Origin of the sequence: Winogradskyella echinorum (assembly GCF_014297365.1) — a bacterium.
GTDB lineage: Bacteria > Bacteroidota > Bacteroidia > Flavobacteriales > Flavobacteriaceae > Winogradskyella > Winogradskyella echinorum.
The window spans coordinates 719,288-731,813 of record NZ_JACOQD010000002.1 but is presented as its reverse complement, the minus strand read 5'-3'; the positions used below and the strand labels follow the sequence as shown (position 1 = coordinate 731,813).

General features: G+C 31.7%; 6 protein-coding genes. 2 read left to right on the top strand and 4 right to left on the bottom strand.

All coding sequences use genetic code 11. From position 1 onward, the window contains the following. Positions 1 to 22 precede the first annotated feature (22 nt). Both H8K90_RS10325 and H8K90_RS10320 read left to right on the top strand, forming a co-directional pair. Entirely contained in the window at positions 23 to 5,698 is a 5,676-nt protein-coding gene (locus tag H8K90_RS10325; protein WP_186845883.1) for a T9SS type A sorting domain-containing protein, read from the top strand. Further along, positions 5,695 to 6,390: a hypothetical protein gene (locus H8K90_RS10320; protein ID WP_186845882.1), complete on the top strand. Its 696-nt coding sequence runs from the start codon at positions 5,695 to 5,697 to the stop codon at positions 6,388 to 6,390. Before H8K90_RS10325 ends, H8K90_RS10320 begins: the two co-directional genes overlap by 4 nt. A 24-nt stretch (positions 6,391 to 6,414) precedes the next feature. Here the strand turns inward: H8K90_RS10320 and H8K90_RS10315 are convergent, their stop codons facing one another. The 4 genes from H8K90_RS10315 to H8K90_RS10300 are packed head-to-tail and all read right to left on the bottom strand — an operon-like array spanning position 6,415 to position 12,484. Then, positions 6,415 to 6,741, bottom strand: coding sequence for a hypothetical protein (locus H8K90_RS10315; protein ID WP_186845881.1), 327 nt, complete (start codon positions 6,739 to 6,741; stop codon positions 6,415 to 6,417). A gap of 4 nt (positions 6,742 to 6,745) precedes the next feature. Beyond that, positions 6,746 to 7,117 (bottom strand): VOC family protein, encoded by a 372-nt coding sequence (locus H8K90_RS10310; RefSeq protein WP_186845880.1) that lies wholly within the window; start codon positions 7,115 to 7,117, stop codon positions 6,746 to 6,748. A gap of 27 nt (positions 7,118 to 7,144) precedes the next feature. Then, a complete protein-coding gene (locus H8K90_RS10305; RefSeq protein ID WP_186845879.1) occupies positions 7,145 to 9,976 on the bottom strand; it encodes a M16 family metallopeptidase in 2,832 nt (943 codons plus the stop codon). A 27-nt stretch (positions 9,977 to 10,003) separates the two neighbouring features. Then, the gene (locus H8K90_RS10300; RefSeq protein WP_186845878.1) at positions 10,004 to 12,484 is read right to left on the bottom strand and encodes a M14 family metallopeptidase; all 2,481 of its coding nucleotides are present in this window, start codon (positions 12,482 to 12,484) and stop codon (positions 10,004 to 10,006) included. Between the last annotated feature and the right edge of the window lie 42 nt (positions 12,485 to 12,526).

Genomic DNA, 12,526 nt, shown 5'->3' with positions numbered 1-12,526 from the left:
TTATTAATCTAACCCTAGTATTATGAAACATAATTTCCGAATTACTTTAATAATTATAGTATTGTCGTCTTTTTTTGCAAAAGCGCAAACAACAGCGATTCCTGATGCTATTTTTGAAAATTATTTAGAAACTCATGATGAGGATGGAGCAGTAGTATCAATTGGTGATGCAGCTAGTATGGGAGATGGTATTGCAAACAATGGATTGGTTTTAACTAATAGTATTAGTGGTGTAACTTTTTTAGATGTAGGTGATTTAGGAATATCAGATCTTTCTGGGATTGAAGATTTTACTGCTATAGAAACATTAATATGTAGTAATAATAATTTAACTACGCTTAATGTTGATAATAATACCAATTTAGTATCATTATTATGTGGCTCTAACTTTTTACAAAATTTAGCCGTTAGTAATATTGTAAGCTTAGAATCATTAACATGTTCTGATAATCAAATTCAAAATTTAGATGTATCAAATAATAGTAATTTACTTAGCCTTACCGCATCTGGAAATCAATTATCTACAATTGATGTTTCAAACAATACTAACCTTACGTTTTTAAGTGTTTCTAATAATAGACTATTAGGTGAACTAATTGTTAGTAATAATACTCATCTAGAAGGTTTATTTTGTGCTTCAAATCAAATTAGTGTACTAGATTTATCTGCTAATACTGTTCTAAAAAATCTAGATGTTTCAAATAATGCATTAACAGATTTAGACCTAAGTGCTATTAATACTGTAGTATGTCCAGATCCGCAAACAGATCCTGTTACTCTATGCCAAGGAGTTGGCCTAGTAAATGTTTCGCGTAATCAACTAACTTCTTTAGTTGTTGCTAATGGCTATAATGAGTTGGTTTCGTTATTTGATGCATCAGATAATACGGACTTATTTTGTATTCAAATAGATAATGGTTTTATTCCTTCTGGATGGATAAAAGATGATTGGGTTTATTTTTCTGAAAATGTATGTGCAGACATTTATACTTATGTGCCAGACGATAATTTTGAGCAAGCCTTAATTAATCAAGGTTATGATGATGCTCTAGATAATTTAGTGTTAACGTCTTCTATAAGCACTATTACAGATTTAAATATTTCTAATAGTTCAATATCTAGCTTAGTTGGTATAGAAGATTTTATAAGTCTAGAAACTTTAGACTGTAGTACAAATTCTATTGAAATTATAGACCTTTCAAATAATCCAGTATTACTTCAAATAGATGTTACAAATAATGATTTATTAGAGTTAGATGTTTCTGCAAATTCAGCGCTAACAACTTTATATTGTGCCAGTAATTTTATCGATGCTATAGATTTAAGTAATAATACAGCGTTGACGATACTAAATTGTTCAAATAATTCTTTAACTAGTTTGGAGGTAAGTCAAAATGTTTTATTAAATGATTTAGACTGTTCATTTAATCAAATAGAAAGTTTAGATATTATTTCTAATACGTCTTTAGTTAGCCTTTTAAGCAATGATAATAACTTATTTGCATTGCGTATTAATAATGGAAGCAATAATTTAATTTCAACTTTTATAGCAACAAATAATGTAAATCTTTTTTGTATCGAAGTTGATGATGTTGCATTTGCTAACACTGCTATTGGTTGGCAAAAGGATGCATCTGCTGCATACAATTTAGATTGCGGAACCTATGTGCCAGATGATAATTTTGAACAAGCTCTAATCGACCAAGGGATAGATTCTGATAACACACTAAATAATTTTGTAGCAACTACGGATATTGTTGCATTTGCAATGCCTCTAGATATTTCTGGCCTTTCAATTTCAGATTTAACGGGTATTCAAGACTTTACGGCATTACAAGAATTAAATTGTTCTGATAATAATTTAACAGTTTTAGATTTAAGCGCTAATACTGCTTTACAAATTTTAGATTGTTCTAATAATGAGATTGAAGATTTAGACCTAACCACAAATACCGCATTAACCTCTATACGTTGCAATGATAATTCACTTTTAAACCTTAATGTTGAAAATGGAAATAATGGAGCTTTAACGATTTTTAATACTACAAACAATCCCAATCTCTACTGCATAAATATTGATGATGCCCTAGTTGCTAGTATTCCTGGTAGTTGGCAAAAAGACGCCTTTGCGATTTACGATGGTGATTGTACAAATAATCGTTTTACAATAATTCCAGATGCTTTTTTTGAACAAGCACTAATAGATTTTGGGTACGACGATGTAATAGACGCACAAGTATTAACATCAAATATTGAGCATATTCTGACCCTAGATGTTAGCAGTAAAAGCATTTCAGATTTAACCGGAATACAAGATTTTAAATCACTTTTAGAATTAAATTGTAGTGGTAATTTTTTAGAAGCTTTAGATGTCAGCGAAATGCAATATTTAGAGCGATTAAACTGTAGTTCTAATTACCTTCTAACCAATGATGTTAATGATATTAACGGATTACTAAATACCACTGGTACAACAAACTTAATTGAGCTATATTGTTCTAATAACAACCTTAACAATCTCGATACATCCTTAAACCTTAATCTACAATTACTAGATTGTGCAGATAATAATTTATCTACTCTTAATATTAATAACAATACGGTTTTAAGAATTTTAAATTGTTCTAACAATGAATTAACCAATTTAGACATTAGCACTAATGCATCTTTAGAAGATATTAATTGTAGTAGTAATCAACTGAACGATTTATCAACTTTTGGTACAAATAATACCACATTGATTACGTTGAATTGTGCTAATAACAATTTGTCTAATGTGTTGATTAATAGCTATGCAGCACTAGAAACTTTAAATTGTGGATCTAATGAGTTAGCAGACTTAGATGTATCTAATAATTTGGCATTAAACTTTTTGTCAATTTCCAATAATCAAATTTCTAATTTAAACCTTTTAAATAATACTGATTTAGTTGAATTGTATGCGTCTCAAAACAACTTTTCCTTACTCAACGTGTCGGCGAATTCAATTTTGGAACAATTAAATTGTGATTATAATGAGATTACACAACTAGAGCTAGCGTCTAATACCTTACTTAAATTTTTGTCAAGCTCAAATAATCAAATATCAGAATTAGATTTAAGTAACAATACTAATTTAATAGAAGTAAATATTAGTTCAAATCTTATATCGGACCTTGAGCTTTCTAATAACTTAGTTACATTAAAATCGTTAAACGTAAGTAGTAATCAAATTGAAGGTGATATAGATTTAAGCTCCATGGCAATTTCAGCTTGTGTTTTTCAACCGAATCAAACAGAGTATTGCCCAGAAACAATAACTATAAATCTATCTAATAATTTATTCAGTTTTGTAAATATTCAAAACGGAATAAACACAGATATTACAAATTTTAATACTTCAGGAAACCCGAATTTATCCTGTATTCAAGTTGATGATGCAAACAATATAGGTTTAAATTGGATTAAAGATAGTGTTACAACATACAATGAAGATTGCAATTATGGAGAAACCTATGTTCCAGATGATAATTTTGAACAAGCCTTAATAGATTTAGGATACGATTCTGGTCCATTAAATGATTATGTGCCAACTTTAAATATTGAAGCATTAATAAGTTTAGATGTTAGTGGAAATAATATTGCTGACCTCACAGGAATAGAAGATTTTGCAGCTTTAGAGATTTTAAATTGCTCTAACAATGCGTTAAATGAGTTAAATGTAAGCTCAAATATCAATTTGATAAATCTAGATTGTTCAAATAATTTGTTAGCAGATTTAGAAACTTTGAGCAATATAGCTCTAGTAACGCTTAATTGTTCTACTAATGCTATAAGTAGCTTAAACCTTAGTGCAAATACTAGTCTTACAAATTTAAATATAAGCGATAATGCATTTACGGTTTTTTCACCTAACGAAGTCTTGTCTTTGCAAGTTTTTAATTGTGATAATAATGCCATTTTAGAACTCGATTTTCAGCAAAATTTAGCATTAACAAACTTGAGTTGCGAATCTAATTCACTCGAAACGCTAAATATTAAAAATGGACAAAACTCAATTTTAGCAGAGCTAAATGCTATTAACAATCCCAACTTAAATTGTATAGAAACAGATAATGGAACAGTACCAGCTGGATCAATTTGGAATATAGATGCAACGGCTCAATTTGCCATAAATTGTTTCTTTGGTGAAACCTATGTTCCAGATGATAATTTCGAACAGGCCTTAATTGATTTAGGTTACGATTCTGGAGCTTTAGATGATTATGTGTTGACTGAAAATATTGAAGATGTTATCTTTCTAAATCTAAGTAATCGAGAGATTTCGGATATTACAGGAATTGAAGATTTCATAAGCCTAACAACATTAAATATTGAAGACAATTCTATTACACTATTAGATTTAAGTACTAATACAGCATTAGTAGATTTAGATGTTTCTGGTAATTTAATTTCAAGTTTAGATATCTCAATATTATTAAACTTGGCGGTCTTAGATGTTTCTAATAATAGTTTTACCCAATTAAATCTTAATACAAATACAGCTCTAATAGATTTAGACATATCTAACAATTTAATTACGATTATAAATGTAGATTTTTTGGTGAATTTAGAAGATTTTAATTGTGCCTTTAATCAGTTAACAAGCATAGATGTTACACAAAATCCTAACTTAAATATACTGTTTTGTCAATCTAATTTATTGGTAGCAGACCAATTAAATATACAAAACGGTAATAATGAAAGCTTACAAATTTTTAACGCTACAAATAATCCAGATTTGGGATGTATTTTAGTTGATAACCCTTTGGCAGTTATAGAAAATACAGAAGGGTTATATGACGATTGGTTAAAGGATGATACAGCTAATTACCAAACCATTTGCGAAGATGCAGATAATGACGGTATTCCAAATGATGATGATCTTTGTCCGAGTACAGAATTTGGAGCAGCTGTAGATTTATTTGGATGTGCAATCATAGATTTGCCTAACGATAATTTTACAATTTCAATTACTGGCGAAACATGTTTAAATAGTAATAATGGAAAAGTTACTATAATAGCTCAAGAACTTTACAACTATACCGCCACATTAATTGGTGAACAAATTATGGATGGAACCGGAGAGGTTTTTTACCAAGAATATAATTTCACCAATGACGTAGATATTTTTAATCTATTAGCAGATACATATCAAATGTGTATAACTATCGAGGAGTGGCCAGATTACCAAAGTTGTTATACTATTATTATAACAGAACCTAATCCACTAACAGTTTTTGCTAGTAGAAATTCTTCTGGTAACGAATTATCAGTAGATATGTCTGGAAGTTCTAGTTACCATATTGAATTTAACGGTATAACTTTTACCACACATAATTCTGAAATTACACTTCAATTAGAACCAGGAATTAACCATCTAAAGGTAAGTACAGATATGGAATGTCAAGGTATTTACGAAGAAAGAATAATAATGTCTAATGATTTTATCGTTCACCCTAATCCGTTTAATAATATTATAAATATTTACGATGGTAAAGTGGGCGAAACCATTAATGTAAATATCTATTCTTCAATCGGACAGCTAGTTTTAAATAAAACATTTATTAATCAAGGTACAGATATGAGTATAGATACAAGTAGCTTATCTCTGGGTATGTATTATGTTAATGTTCAGTCTCAATCTAACATGTTATCATATAAAATTATAAAGAAATGAAAAAAATCGTTTACATATTTTGTACAGTAGTATTTATGTTTGGCTGTAAAGATACCACTGATGATGGCCCAAATATAAATCCAAATCTAGATCCACCAAATGGGGTGCAATTAGTTTTTCCATATCAAGATGCTTTATGCAATGAAGGTGCAGATTTAACACCAACTCAAAGTACCGTTTCTTTTGAATGGGTACCAAATAATAATGCAGAATTCTATACAGTAACCATAGAAAACTTAACCACAGGTAATATAGAGCAATATGAAGCTGCAGACTTTATATTTCCTGTTACTATTCAGCGAGCAAATGCCTATAAATGGTTTGTAGAATACAATTATCAAGATGAAATAAAATCAAGTGATGTTTGGAATTTTTATAATGCTGGCCCAGGAGTACAAACCTATGCACCTTTTCCTGCAGAGATTATATCACCAAGTATGGCAGAGACTATTGCTGCGATAAATTCAGTAACATTACAATGGAGTGGAAGCGATGTTGATAATGATATAGTTGCTTATGATGTGTATTTTGGCACCAGCAATCCTCCAAGTATAAACTCAAGTGATATTATAGTAAATCAGTTAACACTTTCGGTAACACCTGGAACAATTTACTATTGGGAAATTGTAAGCAAAGATGCAGAAGGTAACACATCTGAGTCTGGTGTTTATCAATTTAATATTCTCAATTAACCTTATTTGTTATGCTTTTACTTTTTATTTTGGCGGTAAACTATTTACATAAGCAAAACTCTGCTCAAAAATGTTAACCATTAGTTTTTTATCGTTCCAAAGTGTTTCTGGGACTAAAACATAATCTTTCATTTTTGCTCCATAAGAATAATAATGACCAGTATTATGTTCTTCTATAAACTTTGCAGCTTCTTCTTTTGGCAAACGAATACCAATTTCTGCATCTTTATTCAAAAGGGTGAACATATAACCATTAGATGAAGTATATATCATCTTTTTGCCTTTACGCTCAAAACCATCACAGGCCTCAGTAATGTCGTCGTAAATTTTTAAGGCGTCATCCCAGTTCATAATTTTAGATATGTTGATCGATTAAGATGGCATTCCCATCTGGATCTAAAACAACAAGGCTTGCAGGACCTGTGGTAGATTCATCAGCTTCATTTGTTAATGATATATTTTTAGATTTTAAATGCTTTTGAATATCGCGCACATCATCATAATTCTCTAAAGTTTTGGCGCTTTGATCCCAACCAGGATTAAAGGTTAAAATATTATTTTCAAACATGCCTTGAAACAATCCAATGAGTGATTCTTCATTTTTCATGATGAGGTAATTTTTTTCTAAATCTCCTGCAAAAACTGAAAACCCTAAGGTTTCATAAAACGCTTTAGAAGCTTTTATGTCTTTTACAGCAAGGCTTATTGAGAATGCGCCTAGTTTCATAATAGTAGTATTTTAGTTAATTGAGTTTTATTTTTCACCATTTAGTAAAATAGGTTTCCCAAATCCTAATCCTTCTAACTTTTCTAATTGTGTTTCGGCATCACCAACAATTAAATAAATCATTTGGTTGGGTTTTATATAATTTTCAACTAAAGCTTTTACATCTTCAACAGTTAAATCATTTACGATAGCCTCACGTTGTTTCGCATAATCATTTGCAAAGCCATAATTACTAATATTATTTAGCATATTAAGTTTAGCTCCAAGGGTTTCAAAAGCTCTTGCATTACTTTTAATGGTAAAACCTTTTGTGACATCTAAATCATTTTCACTATAATTTTTACCGTAATTCTCTAAAATATCTTTCACTAAACTAGTAGCTTCATAAGTTACATTGGTTCTTATGCCACTACTAATGGTAAATTCACCTTTTTGATTATTACCAGAAAATCCTGAACGAATACCATAGGTGTAACCTTTACCTTCGCGTAATTCTTGCGTTAATTGCGAAGCAAAACTTCCACCACCTAAACGATAATTCATAACTGTTGCTGCATAATAATCTTTGTGCGTAATTTTTAAAGCAGGATAGCCAAAACGAATAACAGATTGTTTTGCGCCTGGAACATCATAAAAATAAACCTTAGAAGTTTCAGGGTATAATGGCATTGGCAATTCTGGTAAAACAACATCTTTAGATTCCCAAGATGTATTAATAGTCTCCAAGGCATTGATTACATCTTCTTCGGAGATGGCGCCAACAACATGCATATGAGTTAATTTTGGAGTGAGATTAGTATTATAATAATCTTGTAAATCCAATAATGATATAGTATTTACAGTGTCTTCTGTTCCATTATTGTTATAGGCCAATATATTATTGTCTCCATAAAGTAATTTTGAAAATTCATTAGAAGCAATACTATTTGGGTTGGCTTTACTGCGCTGAATACCGCTAATGGTACTTTGTTTTATAAGGTCAAATTCTTTTTCATCCCAACGAGGTTCTAATAAAATTTCTGTGACTAATGCCATAGTCGCGTCAAAATGTTTAGATAAGGTTGTTCCAGAAATTATAATACTATCATCTGTTGCATAAGCGTATAAGTTAGCACCTAAACTTTCAATAGCATTTTCTAATTCTTCAGGCGTTTTATTTTTTGTCCCTTTAGTCATAAGATTTGCTAATAGGTTAGAGACACCAACTTTATGTTTATTTTCTAGCAATAATCCACCTTGAATTTGCATTTCGAACTGTACTAATGGCACTTCTGTATTTTCAATACCAAAAACTTTTATTCCAGAAGCCAATTCATTTTTCCATACTTGAGGAATTGTCAATTCAGGACTGTTACCATATGGAGGTTCAGTACTTCTATCAAAACTACTAGGTGTTTTTTCGTACGTGGCAGCAATACTAGGATCAAAAGTTTCCTCGGCACCTTCTATAATTTTTTCTTCAACTACTTTGGCTAATTGAGAATTATCTAGCACTAAACTTTTTTGTCCTTTGGGTACAAAGCTAGTAGCAACGTAATTTTTATCTTTAATATATTTGTTATACACACGCATAACATCTTCTGGTGTTACGGCCAAAATATTTTTTACATCCTGATTTATAAACCCAGGATCACCTGCAAAAATCTCGTATTGTGCTAATTGAAATCCTTTTCCTAAAACACTAGAAAGCCCATTGTAAAACTGCGTTTCTTGTCCGGCTTTAATCCTATCTAAATCTGTTTGAGAAATACCATTTGCTTCAAAATCTCTAAAGCCATCATTTATAGCAGATGCAACAGTGTTTAAATCTTTTTGATTAAAAGCTGTAACACTAAGCATTAGTTGTCCTGCGATTTCAGATGAATTTTGATACATCCTAACGTTGCTCGTCAATTGTTGGTCTTCAACTAATACTTTGTATAAAGGTGCTTTTTTCCCTTGAGTTAAATATTGCGATAACACACTGAGGGCATAAGAATCTTCGTGGTATTGATAAACCGCAGGCCAAGTCATTGTCAATCTTGGTGCACGTGCAAAATTGTCTTCATAATACAAACGTTTAGAAGCTTTTAAAGTAACAGGTTGTTTTTCAATTTTTGGAATGTCTTCGCCTTTTGGGATTTCATCAAAGTACTTTTTTACCCAAGCTTTGGTTTGCGCTACGTCTATATCTCCAGCAATGGTTAAAGTCACGTTATTAGGTACATACCAACGTCTGTAAAATTCTTTAACATCTTCTAAAGTTGCATTTTGTAAATCTTCTAGCGAACCTATAACTTCCCAACTGTAAGGATGACCTTCAGGATATAAATTACTGTTTATTACAGCAGAATTATGTCCGTAAGGTTGATTGTCCACACGTTGACGTTTCTCGTTTTTTACCACTTGTTTTTCTTTGGCCAAAACAGGTTCTGTAACTGTATTGATAAAGAAGCCTAGCTTGTCTGCTTCAGCCCAAATCATTTTTTCGAGAGCATCTTTTGGTACCGTTTGAAAGTAGTTGGTACGATCTCTACTCGTAGAGCCATTGGCACCAGAACCACCAATACGAGCACTCATCTGGTCGAGTCCGCCTTTGCCTAAATTTTCGGATTCTAAAAACAATAAATGCTCAAATAAATGTGCGAAACCTGTACGTCCTTCTTTTTCTCTAGCAGAACCTACATGAGCCGTCAAAGCCACAGCAGCAACAGGATCTGATTTGTCTACATGAAGAATGACTTGCAGACCATTATCTAAAGTGAATTTTTCGTAATCAACTTTAAATTCTTTGGTTTCGGTTTTGGTTTCGTTTTGTTTGCAAGATGCGATGGTACATACAAGAACAAAACTTAAGATTAGTGATTTAAAATGTTTCATAATATTATTTTTTTGATTGATGCTGCATTAAAGTTCAAAAGCATTATTATTCACAAAGAAAATAGAATTAACCAGGAACAGTTTTCCATTTTCCCAAAAGCTTCTAAATAAGGTGTCGTCCACCATATAGATAAAGCTGCCACTTCCCATTGGTTCTTCTCCAAACACTAACGTTTGGTCTAAGTTTTTTAGTGCGTCTTTACCTGCAAAACCAGAATATACTTTTGTATTATCTAAGTGAGCTACATTATAACCGCTGTCTAATAAACTGTAAGCTGAGCTACCTAGTTTTAACGTAAAATAATCCTCACCATAACCAAAAGCCATAGGATGCGTTTTATCTACCTTAGTTTTAAAAATGGCACCAGTTATTAGGTTATTGCTATACTCGCGTTCGCGATCTGCGTAAGGCGTTAAATTATCATCTTGTTCATCATTTTCAGAGTCTTTATATTTTAGACTAAATCCTTCTTTGCCAGCAAAACTTCTTAAAGCTCCATCAATAGCAATGACTTTTCCACCTGCACGAACCCAATCTTTTAGTTTTGTCATGTTGCCTTCAGTCAATACGCTTCCGTAATAACCACTTGGAATGATTAAAACATTGAATTTATCTAAGTTGGTTCTACTTAAATTATCAGTGTTTATAGAGGTTAAAGGGTAGTGCAATTGTTGTTCAAAGAAATGCCAAATAGCTCCATAGCTTAACGATGATGTACCTTTGCCAGAGAGGATAGCAACTTTTTGTTTGTTAATTAATTTAATATCTGGAGAACCAACATCTGGTGTGGTTTGTGAAAATCCAGAATTAATTTGTGTTAATGGCTGTAAATGTTTTTGGGCAATAGTGTTGAGTTTTGAAATAAACTGTTCAATATGTTTATTATCACCTTTTGCGATGATTAAAGAACCACGTTCAAATGTATTGCCATTAGATGTAAATGGTTTTTCAGTAAATCGTACTCTGAAATTTTGTTTTAATAATTCGGCTAAAAATTGTGCGTCTTCAAGTGAATTCCATTTACTTACATATCCATAAGCATCATTTAAGGTTTGTAATGCTTTTTTCTCCATTAACTTAGAACTCGGAACTTTAGAAGTACTTGCAATGGCATCTAAACCATAAGCATAAGGTACAGACCAAGCAGTAATATCATAGGTCAACGAATCTGAAAGTTTTGCATTTGGTTCAAACAATACTTTTACCATTTTTCCTTTTGGTTGATTGGTATGTACAACTAATGCTTCACTATTGGTATTCATACTACCTTGTTGTCCGGTTTTATAATTGTAACCCGAAACTTTAGAGCCGTTGGAATTTTCGAAAGTAATCTCATGCTTACTCAAAAGTGTTTTTAAACTATTTAAGTTATCTGCATTACCAGAAACGACGTAGCTCTTGTATTTTAAGCTAGAATTATCAAAGAATTTAGCAAATTCAGAATTTAATTTTGAAGCATTTTTTGAAGCAATTTCTACGGTTGAAAGTCCAGTTGTGGTATGATGTGTTAAGCGTTCTACTAAAGTTAGTACGTGACCTTCATCATTCAAAATACCCAATCCAGCCATACCATGTCCACCTTGCTCATACGTCATTCCAATCGCTCCCATATAAGTTGGATATGTATCTCCATAACTCGGATAAAATAAATCAAAACGTTCTCTAGTAAAAAATAACCAACCTTCTGCATCAAAATATTTGGCGTGATTTTTTCCTATTTGAGTCTGAAAATCGCGTTGCCAATCGCTAATAATTTCATGAAACGGTTCAGCTGCTGGCGCAAAATAATAAGGCTCATTTATGCCTTGCTCATGAAAATCAACGTGAATATGTGGCATCCACTTATTATAGACTTTTAAGCGTTGTTGAGTTTCAACTTGCGTAGCCCAAGCCCAATCTCTATTCAAATCAAAGAGATAATGGTTTGGTCGTCCTCCTGGCCAAGGTTCGCTGTGCTCGCTTGCGTTACGGTCAATATCATAAGGCTGACTTGCAGTTTCGTTATACCAGTTTACGTAGCGATCTCTTCCATCTGGATTAATCGATGGGTCAATAATAACAACCGTATTTTTTAGTAACTCTTTTCGTTCGGTAAGTAGTTTATATAAAGTTAGCATTGCGGCTTCTGTACTAGATGCTTCATTACCATGTACATTGTAACTTAACCAAACGATGGCAATATCTGTAGCCGTAGGTGTGCCTTCCAATAAACCTGTATTTTTTAGATTATTTTCACGAATCGTCTCAAGGTTTTTAATGTTTTCTTCACTTGATACATAAGCCAAGTACAACGATCTACGCTCATTAGTTTTACCATATTCCTCTAGTTTTACTTGGTTAGGAAGTGTATTAGCTACAGATTTAAAATAATCTACAACTTGATGATGACGACTAAATTGTGTACCAATTTCATAACCTAAAAAGTCGCTTGGTGATTTAATGTTTTGAGCTGATGTTAAGGTTAAGCTACCAAAAACGACCAACAGAACTAAAACTAATTTTTGCATTTAATAATTTATTTTTTGGTTGAAAGCAAGTAAAGATAGTCA

Excerpts from the sequence above, each read along its gene's own strand:
- H8K90_RS10325 (WP_186845883.1), top strand. The coding sequence starts at position 23 with ATGAAACATAATTTCCGAATTACTTTAATAATTATAGTATTGTCGTCT.
- H8K90_RS10320 (WP_186845882.1), top strand. The coding sequence starts at position 5,695 with ATGAAAAAAATCGTTTACATATTTTGTACAGTAGTATTTATGTTTGGC.
- H8K90_RS10315 (WP_186845881.1), bottom strand. The coding sequence starts at position 6,741 with ATGAACTGGGATGACGCCTTAAAAATTTACGACGACATTACTGAGGCC.
- H8K90_RS10310 (WP_186845880.1), bottom strand. The coding sequence starts at position 7,117 with ATGAAACTAGGCGCATTCTCAATAAGCCTTGCTGTAAAAGACATAAAA.
- H8K90_RS10305 (WP_186845879.1), bottom strand. The coding sequence starts at position 9,976 with ATGAAACATTTTAAATCACTAATCTTAAGTTTTGTTCTTGTATGTACC.
- H8K90_RS10300 (WP_186845878.1), bottom strand. The coding sequence starts at position 12,484 with ATGCAAAAATTAGTTTTAGTTCTGTTGGTCGTTTTTGGTAGCTTAACC.